The 17,195-nt window shown below is 65.8% G+C and carries 14 protein-coding genes; 2 read left to right on the top strand and 12 right to left on the bottom strand.

Going from position 1 to position 17,195, the window contains the following annotated elements; translation table 11 throughout:
* Positions 1-36: 36 nt before the first annotated feature.
* The 6 genes from M5J20_RS07400 to M5J20_RS07375 all read right to left on the bottom strand — a co-directional run bounded on the left by M5J20_RS07400 (position 37) and on the right by M5J20_RS07375 (position 6,170).
* Positions 37-687: a CGLAU_01105 family protein gene (locus tag M5J20_RS07400; protein ID WP_253578078.1), complete on the bottom strand. Its 651-nt coding sequence runs from the start codon at positions 685-687 to the stop codon at positions 37-39.
* Positions 688-709: 22 nt separating this feature from the next.
* Entirely contained in the window at positions 710-1,993 is a 1,284-nt protein-coding gene (locus tag M5J20_RS07395) for a DUF445 domain-containing protein (RefSeq protein ID WP_253578076.1), read from the bottom strand.
* Between the two features lie 73 nt (positions 1,994-2,066).
* Positions 2,067-2,435: a hypothetical protein gene (locus tag M5J20_RS07390; RefSeq protein WP_253578074.1), complete on the bottom strand. Its 369-nt coding sequence runs from the start codon at positions 2,433-2,435 to the stop codon at positions 2,067-2,069.
* Positions 2,436-2,553: 118 nt separating this feature from the next.
* Positions 2,554-3,303, bottom strand: coding sequence for a succinate dehydrogenase/fumarate reductase iron-sulfur subunit (locus tag M5J20_RS07385; RefSeq protein ID WP_253578072.1), 750 nt, complete (start codon positions 3,301-3,303; stop codon positions 2,554-2,556).
* Complete coding sequence (locus M5J20_RS07380) at positions 3,303-5,375, bottom strand: fumarate reductase/succinate dehydrogenase flavoprotein subunit (RefSeq protein ID WP_253578070.1); 2,073 nt, start codon at positions 5,373-5,375, stop codon at positions 3,303-3,305. Before M5J20_RS07380 ends, M5J20_RS07385 begins: the two co-directional genes overlap by 1 nt.
* 21 nt (positions 5,376-5,396) lie before the next feature.
* Positions 5,397-6,170: a succinate dehydrogenase cytochrome b subunit gene (locus tag M5J20_RS07375; protein ID WP_253578068.1), complete on the bottom strand. Its 774-nt coding sequence runs from the start codon at positions 6,168-6,170 to the stop codon at positions 5,397-5,399.
* 319 nt (positions 6,171-6,489) lie between these two features.
* Between M5J20_RS07375 and M5J20_RS07370 the strand changes: the two genes are divergently transcribed.
* A complete protein-coding gene (locus M5J20_RS07370) occupies positions 6,490-6,951 on the top strand; it encodes an SRPBCC domain-containing protein (protein WP_253578066.1) in 462 nt (153 codons plus the stop codon).
* Positions 6,952-6,998: 47 nt separating this feature from the next.
* Here M5J20_RS07370 and M5J20_RS07365 read toward each other — a convergent pair whose 3' ends face one another.
* The 6 genes from M5J20_RS07365 to lpdA form a co-directional block, all read right to left on the bottom strand.
* Positions 6,999-8,882, bottom strand: coding sequence for a hypothetical protein (locus M5J20_RS07365; protein ID WP_253578064.1), 1,884 nt, complete (start codon positions 8,880-8,882; stop codon positions 6,999-7,001).
* A complete protein-coding gene (locus M5J20_RS07360) occupies positions 8,866-10,698 on the bottom strand; it encodes an HSP90 family protein (protein WP_253578062.1) in 1,833 nt (610 codons plus the stop codon). Before M5J20_RS07360 ends, M5J20_RS07365 begins: the two co-directional genes overlap by 17 nt.
* Entirely contained in the window at positions 10,695-11,183 is a 489-nt protein-coding gene (locus tag M5J20_RS07355; RefSeq protein ID WP_253578060.1) for a type III secretion system chaperone family protein, read from the bottom strand. Before M5J20_RS07355 ends, M5J20_RS07360 begins: the two co-directional genes overlap by 4 nt.
* A 152-nt stretch (positions 11,184-11,335) precedes the next feature.
* Positions 11,336-13,195: a hypothetical protein gene (locus M5J20_RS07350; RefSeq protein ID WP_253578058.1), complete on the bottom strand. Its 1,860-nt coding sequence runs from the start codon at positions 13,193-13,195 to the stop codon at positions 11,336-11,338.
* A 2-nt stretch (positions 13,196-13,197) separates the two neighbouring features.
* On the bottom strand, positions 13,198-13,674 hold the full coding sequence (locus M5J20_RS07345; RefSeq protein ID WP_253578056.1) for a type III secretion system chaperone family protein: 477 nt from the start codon (positions 13,672-13,674) through the stop codon (positions 13,198-13,200).
* A 56-nt stretch (positions 13,675-13,730) separates the two neighbouring features.
* Complete coding sequence (lpdA, locus tag M5J20_RS07340; RefSeq protein WP_253578054.1) at positions 13,731-15,149, bottom strand: dihydrolipoyl dehydrogenase; 1,419 nt, start codon at positions 15,147-15,149, stop codon at positions 13,731-13,733.
* Between the two features lie 63 nt (positions 15,150-15,212).
* On the opposite strand from lpdA, the gene M5J20_RS07335 reads away from it, so the two are divergent.
* Complete coding sequence (locus tag M5J20_RS07335; protein ID WP_253578052.1) at positions 15,213-16,631, top strand: alpha/beta hydrolase; 1,419 nt, start codon at positions 15,213-15,215, stop codon at positions 16,629-16,631.
* Positions 16,632-17,195 lie beyond the last annotated feature (564 nt).

Genomic DNA, 17,195 nt, shown 5'->3' with positions numbered 1-17,195 from the left:
ACCTGTTCGACGGCGGATGAATCCATGCAGGGGAGTCTACTTGGTGTCCTCTGCGATGTCCGCGTCCGTGTCCACGTACGGAGCCTCGGACTCGACGACCTCGCCGTCGATGATGTCGGCGTCAGCCTGGGCAGCCTCAGTGTCGGTCGGCTTCGGCTCGGCGGCGAACTGGTTCTGCAGGCGGTCCACGAAGGTGTCGAAGCGGGAGCGGAGGTCATCCACGGTCTTCTCAACGCCGTCGGTGTTGGCGTTGTCCAGGCGCTCGTTGAAGGACTCGCGGATGTCAGCCACGGAGCGGCGCAGGGACTCCTTCGCGTCGTCCGTGAACTTCAGGTCGCGCTCGCGGAGGTTGTTGAACACCTTCTCTGCCTCGTTGACCCAGTTGGTGGCCACGGAGCGGACCTCGCCCTCGGTGGTGGCCTGGTTCAGGGTCTCGCGCGCGGTGTCGGACGCGCTCTTGAAACGGTCCGGCAGGCCCTCGGCGAACTTGCCGATAGCCGCGCCCAGCGCGGAGCCGGCGGCCAGGAGAGCGTCGCCCGCCTCGCGGAGGTTGTCGCGCGCGACCTTGGCCTCCTCCTTGGCTTCTTCCTCCTTCGCCTCAGCGTTCGCGTCTGCGGCAGCGGCGTTGGCGGCTGCTGCGGCAGCCTCGGCGTTGAGCTTCTCGTCGTGGTTCGGGGTCTCAGTCATGGTGGCCTCCTCGGGCACAGTTTTAGTGGAATAGGAGTTGCGACACAGTGTAGATAACTAGGCCCGCCAGCGCACCGACAATCGTGCCGTTGAGGCGGATGAACTGCAGGTCTTTGCCCACCATGAGCTCGATTTTCTCCGACGCTTCCTGCCCGTCCCAGCGCTGAATGGTCTCGGCGATGATCCCCACGATCTGGTCGGCGCCGTTCGTCGCGGCGAAGTGCGTCGCCCGCTCCAGGTTGCGCTCGGCGGTGGCGCGCACTTCCGGGTCGTCCACCAGCTTGCGGCCCCACTCGGCGGCGGACGCCGCCACTTTCCGACGCAAGGTTGAGGCCGGATCGGAACAAGCGTCGATAAGCGAAGCCGAAACCTGCTCCCAGATGCCGGACGCGGCGGAAGTGACCGCGTCCGAGCCCATGATGTCCGCCTTGAGCTCCTCGACGCGGCTGATGGTGGCGCCGTCGAACTGCAGGTCCTGGGCGAATTGGTAGATGGTGCGGCGGATCGCCTTGCGCGCCTCGTGATCCGGATTCGTGTCCACCTCCGCCATGAACGCGACGAGCTCGCGGTAGACGCGCTCCCCCACCAGTTCCTTGGCGAATTGCGGGGCCCACTTGGGCATGCGCTCATCAATCATGGTGATGATGCTCTGCTGCATCCCGCCGAGCTTGCGGCGGCCCCAGGCGACAACGTCGTCGACGACAGGCTCGACCTTGCCGTCCGCGATGAAGCCCTCGAGCATCCGGCCCAGCGGCGGGCCCCACACCGGGTCGCCCACGCGGGAGATGACCTGGGTGTTGATCACCGCCTCGGCTTCCTCCGGGTCGATGCCCTCGATCACACGGACGGCGAAGGTGCCTACCTCCGCGCTCACGCGCTCGGCGTTCTGCTCCTTGCTGAGCCATGCGCCGACCTTTTCCGGGATGCCTGCCTGCATCACCTTGTCGGTGATGGTGCGTGCGTTGAGGAAGTTTTCGCTGACGAAGCCGCTCAACGCATCCGCCACCTGGTCCTTCTTGGAGGGGATGATCGCGGTGTGCGGGATCTTGATGCCCATCGGGTACTTGAACAGCGCGGTGACGGCGAACCAGTCCGCGAGACCGCCGACCATGCCGGCCTCGGCCGCGGCGCGCACGTAGCCCACCCACAGCGGCGCGGTGCCGTGGGACTGCCACCAGGAGCAGCCGAGGAAGATCACCGCCATGACGCCCAGGAGGCTGGTCATGGTGATCTTGTACTTGCGCAGCGTGTCCCGCCGCTCCGCCTCGTTGGCGGGACCGGGCATAGGTGCGAGCGGTGTTGCCATACCGACGATTAAAGCAACAAAAAATCTCCCCACCCACAAGGGGCAGGGAGATGCGTGCCGACGCCCGCTAGAACTAGTTCACGCGACCGGTGGTCTTGCGGTAGTTCTTGTAATCCTTACGGCCGACGGCGAGCAGGATAGCTGCCGCGACAATGCAAACGACCATCTCGGCTGCGCCGAGGATCATGAGGATGTTCGAGGCGTCCTGGGACTGTGCACCCCAGCCGACGAAGTGGGCGCCGAGGCCCCACACCAGGATGCCCAGGCCGAACAGGGTGGCCAGGATGAAGCCCATGGCAACCCAGGTGGCGTAGCGCGACAGGGAGGAGTGCGGCGCGGCCAGGGAGACCGGATCATAACCCTCGATGTAGGAATCGTGGATCGACGACTGGTACTCCGGGAACGACTCCGAGGAGATATCTGCAACCGCGTGGGAAGCCATACTGAGGTCCTTTAATCTTTTCCTGGGGTGGGTGGGATTACACACCATCTACTTACGGCAACTATACGGCACCGCGCGGGCGCGGTCACCAGTTGCCGCGAGGTAGTTGGCGCTTGTTTTAGTCGTCGCCGCCCTTGAAGGCAGCGCGAGCGCGCTCGGCGTTGATCGCGCCGACAGCGTCGAGCGGGATGCCTGCCGGGCAGACGTCCGCGCACTCGCCGTACAGGGAGCAGTGGCCGAAGTTGGTCTCCAGCTCGTCAACCATCTTGCGGGCGCGGCGTGCACGCTCCTGCTTGCCCAGCGGCAGCAGCTTCAGGTGCTTCAGCTTGGCACCGGTGAACAGGTGCGCAGCACCGTTCGGGCAGGCGGCCACGCAGGCGCCGCAGCCGATGCAGGCCGCGTAGTCGAGCGCAAGCTCGGCGTCGTGGTGGTTGACGTGCAGGGTGTCCGCGTCCGGTGCGGTACCGGCGTTGACGGAGACGTAGCCGCCCTGCTGCATCACGCGGTCGAGGGCGGAGCGGTCAACCGCGAGGTCCTTGATCACCGGGAAGGCGCCGGAGCGGAACGGCTCAATCTTCAGGGTGTCGCCGTCCTTGTAGTTCAGCAGGCGCTGCAGGCAGGCGGTGGTGTTCTGGCCGGCACCGTGCGGGCGGCCGTTGACGGAGAGGCCACAGGTGCCGCAGATGCCCTCGCGGCAGTCGTGCGCGAAGGTGAACGGCTCCTTGCCGGCCTCCACGTACTTGTTGTTCACGTGGTCGAGCAGCTCCAGGATGGACATCTGCGGCACAGCGTCGTCCACCTGGACGGTCTCGAAGCTACCGTCGGTGTCGGGTCCGGCCTGACGCCAGATCTCAAGTGTCAGTTTCATTACTTGTAGTTCCTTGCCATCAGCGGGATCGAATCGAAGTACAGGGGTTCTGCGTGGCGGATGAACTCACCTTCGCCGGCTGGCTCCCACGCCGACACGAAGCACCAGTTCTCGTCGTCACGCTCGGCCTCGCCGTCGTCGGTGAGGTGGTCCATGCGGTAGTGGGCGCCGCAGGACTCGTCGCGGTCGAGTGCGTCCACGCACATGAGCTCGCCCAGGTTGATGTAGTCCCAGAGACGAAGCGTAGCCTCGAGGGTCTGGTTCATGTCATTCGGGTTGCCCGGGATGTTCACGTTCGCCAGGAACTCCTGACGCAGTGCGCGGATCTTCTGGATGCCCTCCTGCAGGCCCTCAACGGTGCGGGCAACGCCGCAGAACTCGTAGAGGAGCGCGCCGAGCTGCTCGTGGTAGTACTCCGGGCCGTGCGGGTCCGGACCATCGATGCGCATCAGGAACTCAATGCGGTCCTGGGTGCGGGTGACAGCCTCGTGGACCTCCGGCGCATCGATGTCGATGAGCGCCTCGCCCAGGTGGTCAGCCAGGTAGTTCGGGATGGTGAACGGGAGGGTGAACCAGCCGTCGACGGAAGCGGACAGCAGGGAGTTCGCGCCCAGGCGGTTCGCACCGTGGTAGGTCCAGGAGCACTCGCCGGCGGCGAAGAGGCCGTCGATGGAGGTCATCTCGTTGAAGTCGGTCCACAGGCCGCCCATGGTGAAGTGGACGGTCGGGGCGATACGCATCGGCACCTGGTACGGGTTCTCGCCGGTGGAGTCCTCGTACATCTCGAACAGGTTGGAGTAGCGCTCGCGGATGGTGTCCTCGCCGAGGCGCTCGATGGCGTCGGAGAAGTCCAGGTACGCGGAGTTGTGCAGCGGGCCCACGCCGTAGCCGGCGTTGAGCTGCTGGGAGATGGCGCGGGACGCCACGTCACGCGGCACGAGGTTACCGAAAGCCGGGTAGCGGCGCTCCAGGAAGTAGTCGCGCTCCTCCTCCGGGATGTCCTTCGGATCGCGGTCGTCGCCCTTCTCCTTCGGGGTCCAGATGCGACCGTCGTTACGCAGGGACTCCGACATCAGGGTGGTCTTCGCCTGCCACTGCGCGTTGACCGGCAGGCCGGTCGGGTGGAACTGCACGAAGCACGGGGAAGCCAGGTAGGCACCGCGCTCGTACGCGCGCATGATGGCGGATGCGTTGGAGTTCTTCGCCAGGGTGGTCTTGTGGTACACGTTGCCGTAACCACCGGTGGCCAGGATCACAGCGTGAGCGGTGAACGGCGAGATCTCGCCCGTAATCAGGTTACGGGTGACAATGCCGTTGCAGCGCTTCTTGCCGTCCTGCTCGGTGATGATCAGGTCCATCAGGTCGTTGTGGGTGAAAATCTCCACGTTGCCCAGGTGGATCTGGCGCTGCAGCGCAGACGCGGTGGACAGCTGCAGCTGCTGGCCTGTCTGGCCGCGGGTGTAGTAGGTGCGGGACACCTGCACACCACCGAAGGAACGGGTGGCCAGGGTGCCGCCGTACTCGCGGGCGAACGGAGCGCCGATGGCGTTCATGTGGTCGATGACGCGCACGGACTCAACAGCCAGGCGCCAGCAGTCGGATTCGCGGCAGCGGTAGTCGCCGCCCTTGACGGTGTCCTTGCAGTGGCGGTACGCGCCGTCGTTGTCGACCTTCTTGCCGCGGGCGGAGTTCACGCCACCCTGTGCAGCAATGGAGTGCGCACGGCGCGGAGCGTCGTGGTAGGTGAAAACCTGGACCTTGTAGCCCAGCTCGCCGAGGGCCGCTGCGGCAGCGCCGCCGGAGAGGCCGGTGCCCACCACGATGACGGTGAACTTGCGGCGGTTCAGCGGGGAGACCAGGTTCATGTGGTCCTTCTGGTACTCCCACATGTCGCGCATGCGAACCTTGTCGCGGTTCGGCTCGGCGTTAGCGAGGATCTCGCCCGGGGTGACACCGGAGACGACGGATTCCGGCTGGCGGAAGCCCGTGTTGACATCGGCACCCTGGGTAGCGGACACGGTCTGCTGCTCAGCGCCTGCGGAGCCCGTGTTCGAGTTAATAGCGGTAGTCATTGATGTTTCTCCTAATCAGCCTTACCGAGTGAATCCCGGAACCCAGCCGAGGGCGATGGCGATCGGCATGATGATGTTGCCGATCACGACGATGAACGGGAGGACGTAGCCCAGGAAGATCATGAGGCCGCGGCCGCGCTCACCCAGCCAGCCCAGGTCGGAGACCGCGAGGTACACGCCGTGGGTGAGGTGCAGCGCCAGGGCAACCATCGCCAGCACGTAGAACAGGGTCACCGGCCAGCGGTGCGGAGCGAAGGTGGCGAGCAGGTTGTCGCGGACAGCGCCGTGGACGAACTCGTCGGAAGCCACGACCTCGCCGATGGTGAGGTCGAGGATGTGGAAGACGAGGAACAGCAGGAGGATGACGCCGGTGGCGAGCATCCAGCGGGTCGCGGTGGACTGCCAGCCGCCCATCAGGTTGGTGCGGGCGAACTTGCCGCGGGAGCGCTTGGAGCGGCCGGCCAGGGTGAACGCGCCCCAGATGTGGAGTGCGAGGCAGGCCAGCAGGATGATGCGGAGGATCCACAGGAAGCCCTCGCGCGGGAAGAGCGGCTCGCCGATGGTGCGGAGGAACTCTCCATACTCATCGATCGGTGCCACGCCGTTCGCGTTCAGCGGCATGAAGATCTTCAGGTTGCCGACCATGTGGCCGAGCACGAACAGGCCGAAGATCAGGCCGGTGATGGCCATGGTCAGCTTGACGGCCCAAGTTGGGTAGGACGGCCGCTCGCGCAGCGGCTTCTCAGTGATTTTTCCGTGACGAATGGCTTCACGGTCTGCGTTTTGTACAGTCATGGCACCTCCAGTGTCGATTTCACTTTAAGGTTGCAGGCTCCTTTACACGTATTTTCAGCGTGCGTCGAGAAGCGTCAGCTCCCAGCGAGCGCCCAGCTGCGCGCGGGGAGTATTGCGTATCGACGGGATTTACATCGCCGCGTCGCCAAGTGTGATGTTCGCCACCGATTTCCGATCGGACCGCGTCGGCCACCCCCGCTACCCCTTTGGGTGTCAAACTTTGGTTGGTAAGTACGCCCTTACCTGGGCGTTTGCGTGGGCTTCGGGGGCAATTGCTTGCCGACGACGGCGTGACTCAAATCTCTGTATCGTGGGCGCCATGACTGACAACATCAACAACTCCGCATCCCGCCAGATCGACGCTCCAGCCAAGGAGATCTTCGACATCCTCTCCAACCCGGAGCGCCACGCCGAGACCGACAACTCCGGCATGGTCGTCTCCGCCGACCACGGCGAGCGCATCAAGGCCGTCGGCGACACCTTCACCATGAACATGACCAAGGAGGACGGCGATTACCAGACGGTCAACGAGGTCTTCGCTTTCCAGGAGGACCGCGTGATCGGCTGGAAGAACGTCGAGAACATCACCGCCGAGGTGAAGGTCGGCGCCAAGTGGCTCTACGAGCTCGAGCCGGTCGACGCGGACCACACCCGCGTGACCCTGACCTACCAGCGCGACGAGATCGAGCTGGACAACGTGCGCAAGATGAGCGAGAACTTCGACGACGACTTCTTGGCAAAGTCCCTCGACTCCCTCGCCGAGGCGGTTGCTGGCGCTTAAGCCCACGCTTGACGACGTTTGAAGGCCGGCCCTTAGGGCCGGCCTCTTTAATTCAGTCCCATGTACTCCTTGAGCACGAGCTCGGCGCGCTCGTGCTGGCCGGTTGCTTTGAGCAACGCCACGAATTCGTCGAGCACCGACGGCACGGCGCTGCGCTGCGAGGTAGCGACGAGCGCTTCGATAACGGACTCGTAGGCCCACGCGGCGTCGTCGTAACGCTTCGCCTCGTGTAATTGGCGGGCGGCGAGCAGGAATGCTTCAGCAGCCAAGCGAATCTCACCAGCTGAACCAAATCCTTCGCCGGCGCGCATCGCCTCTTCCGCGGCTCCGGCCGCGTCCCCGCGGGCGGCGGCGAGCCGGGAGAGAATGTCGTGGATCCGGGCGCGACGCACAGCGTTACCACGTTGCTCCTGCTCAGCCAGTTCGCCGGTCATGGTGGCGGTGTCCACGTCCGGGATCCCGACGAGAGCGTCGCGTACGGTGGCCCCGGTCGCGTCGGCTTCTTCCAGCTCCGCCTCGCTGGCTGCCCATGCGTAGGCGACCTGCACCAAGAGATTCGGGTGAGCTTCGCTGGCGATGAGTCGATCCCAGGCTCGCTGGAACACACTCACGGCGTCGACGTAACGGCCCGCCATAGTTTGGGCCTGCGCGGACTCGGCGTAAGCAAGGCCGGCACCGAGGATGTCCCCGGCCGCTTCGCGCTGCATCGCCGCGCGGTCGTACAGAGGCGCGGCGTCATGCCACTGTTCGCGCCTCGCAAACTCCTCGGCGGCGGCGAACGGGTCGGGGACGGAAGCGGATCGGGAGATTTCAGCGCTCAGGTCATCAGGTACCGCACTTGGTTCGACGGCCTCCACCGGCTCTTCTGCCTCCCCGAGGTCGGCCAGCACACGGGCTTGGCGTGCCTCGGCCAGAACACCAGCCCAGTGGGGTTTGCCAGCCCGCGCGTCGAAGGCGGCGACAAGGTCGGCGGCTTCGCGCTCGCAAGCGTCGACAAGCGCTGCGACGGTGGGGAACGCCTCGAGACCGGTGGGGAGTTCGCCGGCGTCTGGGTGGGCGCTCAGCCCCCGAAGCATCGCCAGGCAGTAGCGCAGGCGGTGAATGGGCGCGCCTTGGCCTTCCACGGCGTCGCGGCCGATGGTGCTCAGCATCGCGAGGCCCTCATCGAGCTGATTGCCGCGGGCGAAGATCTCGAACCAGCCGGCGATACGCTCCGGGTCGCGCAGGGTGCGGTCGTGGTGGGAAATTGATGATCGCAGGTACTCGGTACAGGCGCGGGCGTCACCAGTGTGCAGGTTGGCCATCGCCAGCTCGAGAAACATGCCGGCGGGCTCGCGGTTGCAGGTGGCGTCTTGGGGACCAAGCCTGACGGCGTCGTCGTAACGCCCGAGGGAAACCATGCGGTGGATCAGGTCGCTGTGGTGGCATGCCTCGCAGTCCAGGTCGTCGCCGGCGATGGCGTTCCACTGCGTCCAATAGCGCTCCGCGTCCTCTTCGTCGCCGTTCGCGGAAGCCCACGCGAAACGCGCCCGTGACACGGCGGCCATGCTGTGGCCGGCCTGGCGGTAGCGCGCCTCCATGTCGTCGAGCAGTGCCTCCGCGACCTCGCGGGTGATCTCTGGGTAGACCGGCAAATCATCCGCGATCCACTTGAACTGCCAAAACAGGAGGTGGGTGTCGTGCTCGTCGAAGTACTCCGGGCGGGTGTCGTAGAGGCGCAGCAGCTCAGAAAACGTGGCGAATGCCTCCGGGGTGTCCACGCCGAATGTGTAGGCGCGCACCAAATGCTCCAGCACCTCTGGAAGCATCTCGTCGGGGCCCTGGTTGCGCACCCGGCGCGCGAGCACTTCCGCTGCGAGCACGCGGGCGGGGCCGTCCGGCATTCCGTTCAGAGTGTTCAGCGCGTTGCGGGTTTCAGTTCTCGTGTCCATCGTGAGTTCCTTCTTGCGAGTCGGTCAACGCGGCGGTGAGCAGCACGCCGAGGGAAGCCGACAGGCTCGCCGCATCGCTTGCCGTGAGCCCCTCACCCGTAAGCAGCACCGCCGAGTAATAGATCGTGCGAAACGCCGCGGGCAGCTCCGGGCTGTCGTGCGCAGCGAGCAGCGTGCGCACGGTCGGGTTCGCGTCGTTGAGCACCAAGGTGCGGGCCACAATCGGCTCGTCGCCCTGGTCGAAGCTCCCCAGCAGCGCACGCCACCCACCCTCGGCCTCGGCCTGCTCGCGCCTGCGCTCAAGGCGTCGCTCCGCCTCGGGGTCACGCAGCAGCACCGCGGGCACGTCGGCGGGCGCAAACTCGCGCAGAGTGATCTCGCAGTCATCAGCGCCCAGCTCTGCCGTCATTCGGTCTATGGCCAGCAGCGTTTCCGCCTCCCGCACCGGGCCCACCGGTGTAAACGCCTGGTGCATGCTTTTCGACGACAGCACCTCAACTTTCCAGCCTGGCCTTGCCGCCAGCCGACTGAGCAGGTCCGCATCGTAGACGTACCCTGCGTTGACTACGCCCAGCTGCTGCGCTCGCGCCACCGGCGCGACAGCGCGGTACGCCTCCGTCGTCGGGCAATAGCGCACCACACCCGACTCAGCGGAAAGCTGCGCGAGCGTCATCGCGCCCAGCGTCGTCTCATACGGCAGCACCCGCGCGGCGAGCTCCAGCATGTCGTCATCCACCAGCGCCATCGACCGCAGCGCCAAGTGGTGCACTTCAAGAAACTGTCTCGCCCGCTCGTGCTTGTCGACGAGCGTGTCCTGCGCCCACCGCTTCAACTGCTCACCGAGTTCGTCCCGGGTCAGGGCTAGGGTGGCGTCGTCACGCAATTGCTCGCGCGATGCGACCGGGGAGAGTGCATCGGAGTTGAGCACCGCCCGGACGAAGAAGGCCCACTCAGGAAGGACGGCATCGGCAGCGGCGTCGACAAGCATGCGCTTTGTGTACACGCGGTGCCTGCCCGACTTCGGTGACACCGCGTGCGGTAAGACGAACGCCACGCCGGTGGTGCCCGTGACGCCTACCTCCAGGTCAATCGCAGCGAGCGGCGTGAACCCAAACGTGCGCTCGCAATAGGCGCGCAATGCGCGCTCGCGCTCCCCGGTCGAGGTGTATGCGGCCAACCAGGGCAGCTCCGGTTCTGTGATGCGGCGCCACTGGCGACCCGCACCCACCGGCACTTTCACCGCGATATCGACGGGCAGGAACGAGCAGTACTCGGCGGCCAGGCGCACGACCGTCTCCGTGGCCACCCAGTCCTCCATGTATTGCGACGCGCGCAGGCGCACCTGGGTGCCGACCGGCTGCTCATCGCCGTCGAGTTCCGTGAGCCGGAACGTGCCATTGCTGTGACCCTCCCAGCGGATCGCCGGGTGGCCTACGGCGCGGCTGCGCACCTCGATCGTGTCGCTGATCAGAAACGCCGCAAGCAGTCCGATACCGAACTGGCCGACGAACTCTTGGCGCCCCTCACCGAACACAGCATCGCGTTTCGACGACTGTCCGATGGTCGCCAGCAGCTCCTCAGCCTGCGCGAACGTCATGCCGATGCCTGAATCCGTCACCGTCAGCCCAGGTTCGTCGACCCACGGCTCGAGCCGCACCATGGCGGGCGCGTCCGGGTCCTCAAGTTGCCGCGCGGCGACCGCATCAGCCGCGTTCTGCACCAGCTCACGCAGATAAACCTGCGGCCCCGAATACAGGTGCTGCGACAGCACCTCGACGAGCCCGCCCAGGTTGACCTGGAAGCGGTCGAGCGTCACTCCCCGCTCTCTTCGACCTGGGCTTCCTCGACGGCCTCAGGGAACGCCTCATTCAGCGCCTCGAACAGCGAGTTACCCGTCATCAGGCCGCAGTTCAGATGGTCCTCCAGCTGCTCCTGGGTCAGCCCGAAGGGGTATGCCACCACGTGCTCGCACAGTAAGCGGACGGTGCCCTCTTCAGTGACCACCGGGTAGGCCTTGGGCCAGAAGCGCTCGCGGTTCCACTCGGCCGTGAAGGCGTTGGCCTCGCCGAGACGTTCCTCCGGCAGCTCGCCGAACCAGGTGCCGCGCACGCACAGGATGTCCTTGTTATCCCCGATGGCAACGAAGTTGAACCCGCCGTGCTCCCAGCCGCCGAGCAGATCGCCCTCATCGTCGACACCGTAGTTGATCTCGCTGCGATCAAAAATCTCGCGGATGCGATCGATGGACAGCGGGGTGAGCCCGTTCGCGTTCTGCGCCGGCACGGCATCGAAGAAGCCCATGGGATACTCCTTTTTGGTGGTTACGGCTGGGTGTTCTGCGGGGTATTTTCCCGCTTGAGCCTAGCGCCGCAGCGCACTGTACGCAGCGGATCTCAAGGCCGCCTGAAACCGCACGCCGCACATGCATGCGCCGTGCCCGAGAGCCTGCGTTTTCAGTCCAGCCCCATGTGCTCCTTGAGCACGCGCTCGGCACGGTCGTGCTGGCCGGTGTCCTTGAGGAACGCCACGAATTCCTCGAGAACTGCCGGCACGGCGCTTCGTTGCGCGGTAGCCGCACGCGCCTCGATCACAGACTCGTAGGACCACTCGGCATCGCGGTATCGGCCCAGCGCGCGCTGGAGCCGGGCCGCCATGAGGAACGCATCCGCCGCCTCGCGGATCGCGCCGGAGGTGCCGAATTGCTCTGCGGCTGCGACTGCCTCCGCCGCGGCCTCGGCTGTTTCGCCGCGGGAGGCCAGGTACCGGGCGCGGATGTCGTGGACCTGCGCACTGCGGAACGCGTCATCTTGAGATTCAGCATCGGTGTCCACGTCGGCGAGGTGATCAATCGCATCCAGCACGCTGTGCCCCGCCGGTATCAGGTTCGCGCCGCGGCGTTGCACTGCTTGGGCCTCGCTGTTTGCCCAGGCGTAGGCAACCTGGATGAGCAGACCCGGGTCGGCTCCCGCGGCGGTGAGGTTTTCCCATGCGCGGTAGAACGTTGCGGCAGCTGTTTCGACGTGCCCGGTCATTGCCGCTGCCTGCGCCTCCTCCGCGTACGCCACGCCGGCCCCCAGGATGTCGCCGGCAGTCTCGCGCTTGAAGGCGGCTTGCCTGTACAGCAACGAGGCTTCGTCCCACAGCTCCTGCTGAGCCAGCACTTCCGCTGCGGTGAACGGGTCACTTGCAACCGCTGCGCCCTGCGCATCCTCCGCGGCCTGCGACCTAACTGCGGTGTCAGCAACGTCGACCCCCGTCAAGTCCAGCAGCACCCTCGACTTCCGCGTCGCGGCCAGGGCATCCGCCCAGCGCGAGTTGCCGGCGGAGCGGTCGAAGGCGGCGGCGAGGGTGGCGGCTTCGCGCCCGCAAGCGTCGGCAAGCGAGGCGACGGTGGGCAGCGCGGCGATGCCGGTCCCCAGCTCGCCTGCGCCCGGGTGTGCGCGCAAGCCCCGCAGCACCGCCAGGCAGAACTTGAGCCGGTGGAAGGGCGAACCCTCCCCGTTCACGGCCCCGGCACCAACGGTGCGGAGCATGCCGAGCGCGTCCCCGAGCCTGTTGCCGCGCGCAAGGAGCTCGAACCAGTCGCCGATGCGCTGTACGTCCCGGAGGGTGGAGTCGTGCGTGGCCATGGAGATGCCAAGATGCGCGTCGCAGGCGGCAGCGTTGCCGACGTGCAGATGCGCCTTCGCCAGCTCGAGGTGCATGCCGGCGGGCTGACGGTTACACCTCGCACCTTCAAGGACACCGAGCGCAATCGCTTCGTCGTACCGCTGCTGGCGCACCAGTCGGTGAAGGGCTTCGGCGCGACGGCAGTGAGCGCAATCCATGTCGTCGCCAGCCGAGCTCCACGCGTTCCACGCGCGCTCAGCTTCGGCCTGGTCGCCGTGCATGACCGACCACGAGTACTGCGCCTTCGCGACCGCGGCCATGCCGTACCCGGCGAGACGGAAGCGCCGCTCCATCTCGTCGAGAAGCCATCGCGCGAGCTCCGGGTCAACCTCGGGGAACAGCGTCAGCGAATCACCGATCCACTTGAACGCCCAGAACAGATTGAATGTATCGTCCTCGTCGAAGTACTCGGGGTGAGTGTCGTAGAGTCGCAAGACCTCGGCGAACGGCGTGAACACCTCCTGGCCGTCCGCGCCAAAGACGTAGGCGCGGACCAGCTGCAGGAGAGCTTTCGGCAGCATCTCCTCCGGCCCCTGCTCGCGCACGCGGCGCACCAGAGTATCGGCTGCCAGCACGCGAGCGGCGCTGTCCGGCATCTCGTCGAGCGCCCGCAGGGCGCGGCGAGTTTCAGCGATCGCGTCCATGGTCACTCTCGATTGTCCTCGCGCTTGGCCTCCGGGAAAGCCTCATTCAGCGCCTCGAACAGCGCGGAACCCGTCGAAATGCCGCAGCCCAGGTGGTCTTCCAGCTGATCCACCGTCAGGCCGAACGAGTAGGCCACGACGTGCTCGCAGAGCACACGGACCATGCCCTCCTCCGTCACCACCGGGTATGCCTTCGGCCAGAAGTGGTCCCGGTTCCAATCGGCGGTGAACGCGTTCACTTCGTCGAGGCGCTCGTGCGGCAGCTCCCCGAACCATGTCCCGCGAAGGCAGAACACGTTCTTACCATCGCCAGCTGCGATGAAGTGGAAAAAGCCGTGCTCCCAGCTGCCGAACAGATCCCCGTCATCATCGACGCCGTACTTGATCCCGCTGCGGTCGAAGATCGCGCGGATCCGGTCGATTGCCAGGGGCTCAAGCCCGCCAGCCGGTTGCGCCGGCACAGTATCGAAAAAGCCCATAAAAACAAGCGTACCGACGCTCCCATGGAACGTCGGTACGCGGAAAGCGAACGCTTTTACAGGTTGATCATGTGGCCCTCGATGCCGTGCGCGATCTCCTTGACCGCCTCGGACAGCGTCGGGTGGATGTGGATGCTGCGGGCGATCTCACTTGCGGTGAGGTCGAAGCGCTGGGCCAGAACGACCTCCGGGATGAGCTCGGAGACGTTCGCGCCGACAAAGTGGGCGCCCAAGATCTCACCGAACTCCGCGTCCGCGACCAGCTTGGCAAAACCAGCAGTCTCGTTCAGGCCGACAGCCTTACCGTTAGCGGAGAACGGGAAGGTTGCTACCTTGATCTCGCGGTCCGGCCACTTCTCCTTCGCCTGCTCCTCGGTGTAACCCATGGACGCAACCTGCGGGTTACAGAAGGTGGCGCGCGGGGTCATCATGTAGTCCTCGATCTCGAGGGTCTCAGCACCCGCGATGGTCTCGGCGGCGATGATGCCCTGCGACTCAGCCACGTGCGCGAGCTGCAGCTTCGCGGTCACGTCGCCGATGGCGTAGATGTGCTCGACGTTGGTGCGCATACGCTCGTCAATAGCAATGGCGCCGCGCTCGGTGAGCTCAACGCCGGTGTTCTCCAGGCCGTAACCCTCAACGTGCGGGGCGAAGCCGACGGAAATCATCACACGGTCGACGGTGAGGGTCTGGGTCTCCTCGGAACCGTTCTTCTTGATGTCCACCTCGACGGAGTCGCCGTTGTCGCGCACCGCGGTGGTGGCGTGGCCGGTGAGCAGCTTCACGCCGAGCTTCTTGTAGCGCTTCGCGATCTCCTTGGATACGTCCTTATCCTCGTTCGGCAGGACGCGGTCCATGTACTCCACGACCGTCACGTCGACGCCGTAGTTGGAGAGCACGTAGGCAAACTCCATGCCGATGGCGCCAGCACCGACGATGACCATGGTCTTCGGTGCCTCCGGGTTGAGGATCTGCTCCTCGTAGGACACGACGTTCTCAGAAAGCTCAATGCCCGGGAGGGTGCGGACGACAGAGCCGGTGGCGATGATGCAATCGTCGAAAGTAACGGTCTTGCCCTTATCGTCGCCGTCCGTGATCTCGATGGTCTTGGCGTCCTTGAACTCACCGAGGCCGTGGATCTCGGTGATCTTGTTCTTCTTCATCAGGTAGTGGACGCCGCCGACGATCTTCTCGGAGACCTTGCGGGAGCGCTTGTGCGCATCCGCGAAATCGAACTCCACATCGCCCTTGATGCCGAAGGTCTTCGCCTCGTGGTTGAAGATCTCCGCCACCTCGGCGTTCTTGATCAGCGCCTTGGACGGGATGCAGCCCACGTTCAGGCAGACACCGCCCCAGTACTGCTTCTCAACCACGGCCACCTTTTTGCCGAGCTGAGCTGCACGAATAGCGGCGACGTAACCACCGGGGCCCGCGCCGAGGACAACAACGTCAAAATGTTCCTTAGTCACGCCCATAAGGATACTGTCATTGCGGGGATCGAGGGCGGGTGAGGTGGCCGCACAGTAATGTAAAGCCCCATGAAGCTGACCCGCCCCGCCGCCGCTGCCGTCGCCACCGTGGCCCTCGCCGCGGTCGCCATCCCCGCCGTCACCCAGTCCCGCGACGAGGCGCCCCGCACCGCTCTCGTTCAGGCGGCGAGCAGCGCGGTCACCACCTCGCTGCAGCCGCAGCCGACGACCGCCGCGGTGACGAGCGCTTCGTCGAGCGCGGTTTCGGCCACGAGCGCGGCTGCTCCGAGCCCGGTGGTGGCAACCCAGACGTCGGCAAGCAAGGAGCCCAACGGCGCGTCCGTGCCGGACGGGGACCTGCAGGCGATCGCGAACGCCGTCGACGAGGCGCTCACCGGCGACACCCCCGAGGGCGCCATGGAGAACATGCCCACGCTTGCCGACGATTCTTCCAAGCGCCCCACCAAGGAGCACGTCAGCAGGCTGTTCGAGGCGCCGAAGGATTACCAGGACAAGCCGCAGGCGTGGTTCAACCAGGTGCGCGCCCTCGGCGGCGAGGCCGTGTCCGTGTACTCCGACTCGATGAAGCGCGACATTCCGGTTGCGGTGCTGCCGGCGCGCGACGAATTCGGCCAGCGTGTCGAGGGCGCGCCGACGTACTACCTGCTCAACGGCGCGGGCGGCTCCGAGCAGAACACTGACTGGCTGGTGCAGGCGCCGGAGAACGTTCGCGACGTGTTCAAGGGCCAGCGCGTGAACGTGGTCATTCCGATGGAAGGCGCGTTCAGTTACTACATCGACTGGCTCACCGTGCCGGAGGAGAACATCTACTACCGCGGCAAGCAGCTGTGGACCACATTCCTGGGCGAAGAACTCCCCTACGCCATCGAGGACTACCTCGGCGCCAACGACCTGCGCGCTGTGACCGGCTTCTCCATGTCCGCGACCTCGTCTCTGCTGCTCGCCGAGCACTACCCGAACCGCTACGCGGCCGTCGGTTCCTTCTCCGGCTGCGCCGCGACCTCCACCCCGCTGCCGAGCTTCTTCGTCGGCCTAACCGTGAACCGCGGCAGCGCCGGCAAGGGCAACATCACCCCGGAGAACCTGTGGGGTCCGCGCGGCTCCGAGTACAACCGCTACAACGATGCCCTCGTCATGGCTGACAAGCTCGCCGGCACCGGGACCCACATCTACATGTCGTCCGGTACCGGCCTCGCCGCCGAAACCGACATGGTCGGCTACCTCAAAAACGTACGCAAGCTGACCTCGACGCAGGCGCTCTCCAACTCCCTGACCCTCAACGTGGAGGGCGGCGCGATCGAGGGCGCGATGAACGCCTGCTCCCACGACCTGCACACCAAGCTGAAGTCGCTCGACGTGCCGGTGACCTTCAACCAGCGTCCGGTGGGCACGCACTCCTGGCCGCTGTGGCGCGACGACCTGGCCGTGTCCTGGGACCAGGTAATCAAGCCGGCGCTGGGGTTGTAGGCAGCGGGGGGCGTTGGGGCGCGGCGTTGCGGGGGGCTCGGCGGGGCGGCGCGCGGCGCGGCGGGGCGGCTCGGCGGCTCGGCGGGGCTTGGCGGCTCGCGGCGCCCGTCCCCGGCCGCCGCGTTTCCGCTGGTCAACAAGGGTCGCCACTCAGGGGCATAACTGCAGGTCAACTCCGGGGCAGGTGTTCCGGGGCATAACACCTGGTAGACAGCTTATTGGTCAATTGTCTACGGAAAACTGAATAAAACTTCTGCCAGCAAGTATGCCCCGGAACCCATGCCCCTAAACGTATGCCCCGGAATACCTGCCCCGGAATACCTGCCCCGGAGCACCAAGGGGACCGAGGACGCGCGAGCCCTGCCGACTCAGCGACCAGTGCTGGCCAGCCCCGGAGGCCGCTGGCCTATACCCCCACAGTCAGATGGTGAAAAAGTCGATGGCGGTGTCATGTGGTGAATGCGCCACCTGACCGGGAGGTTGTTGTGGGTCGACGTTCGACGCCTATGCATGTGCGCCAGGCTGCGCTGGCCAGGGTTGAAGCGGGTGAGGGGGTGTATGCCG

The sequence above is a fragment of the Corynebacterium stercoris genome, from assembly GCF_024160105.1.
GTDB classification, from domain to species: Bacteria; Actinomycetota; Actinomycetes; order Mycobacteriales; family Mycobacteriaceae; genus Corynebacterium; species Corynebacterium stercoris.
The sequence above is the reverse complement of the archived record's forward strand: the minus strand, read 5'-3'. Positions and strand labels throughout refer to the sequence as shown.

Excerpts from the sequence above, each read along its gene's own strand:
- M5J20_RS07400 (WP_253578078.1), bottom strand. The coding sequence starts at position 687 with ATGACTGAGACCCCGAACCACGACGAGAAGCTCAACGCCGAGGCTGCC.
- M5J20_RS07395 (WP_253578076.1), bottom strand. The coding sequence starts at position 1,993 with ATGGCAACACCGCTCGCACCTATGCCCGGTCCCGCCAACGAGGCGGAG.
- M5J20_RS07390 (WP_253578074.1), bottom strand. The coding sequence starts at position 2,435 with ATGGCTTCCCACGCGGTTGCAGATATCTCCTCGGAGTCGTTCCCGGAG.
- M5J20_RS07385 (WP_253578072.1), bottom strand. The coding sequence starts at position 3,303 with ATGAAACTGACACTTGAGATCTGGCGTCAGGCCGGACCCGACACCGAC.
- M5J20_RS07380 (WP_253578070.1), bottom strand. The coding sequence starts at position 5,375 with ATGACTACCGCTATTAACTCGAACACGGGCTCCGCAGGCGCTGAGCAG.
- M5J20_RS07375 (WP_253578068.1), bottom strand. The coding sequence starts at position 6,170 with ATGACTGTACAAAACGCAGACCGTGAAGCCATTCGTCACGGAAAAATC.
- M5J20_RS07370 (WP_253578066.1), top strand. The coding sequence starts at position 6,490 with ATGACTGACAACATCAACAACTCCGCATCCCGCCAGATCGACGCTCCA.
- M5J20_RS07365 (WP_253578064.1), bottom strand. The coding sequence starts at position 8,882 with ATGGACACGAGAACTGAAACCCGCAACGCGCTGAACACTCTGAACGGA.
- M5J20_RS07355 (WP_253578060.1), bottom strand. The coding sequence starts at position 11,183 with ATGGGCTTCTTCGATGCCGTGCCGGCGCAGAACGCGAACGGGCTCACC.
- M5J20_RS07350 (WP_253578058.1), bottom strand. The coding sequence starts at position 13,195 with ATGGACGCGATCGCTGAAACTCGCCGCGCCCTGCGGGCGCTCGACGAG.
- M5J20_RS07345 (WP_253578056.1), bottom strand. The coding sequence starts at position 13,674 with ATGGGCTTTTTCGATACTGTGCCGGCGCAACCGGCTGGCGGGCTTGAG.
- lpdA (WP_253578054.1), bottom strand. The coding sequence starts at position 15,149 with ATGGGCGTGACTAAGGAACATTTTGACGTTGTTGTCCTCGGCGCGGGC.
- M5J20_RS07335 (WP_253578052.1), top strand. The coding sequence starts at position 15,213 with ATGAAGCTGACCCGCCCCGCCGCCGCTGCCGTCGCCACCGTGGCCCTC.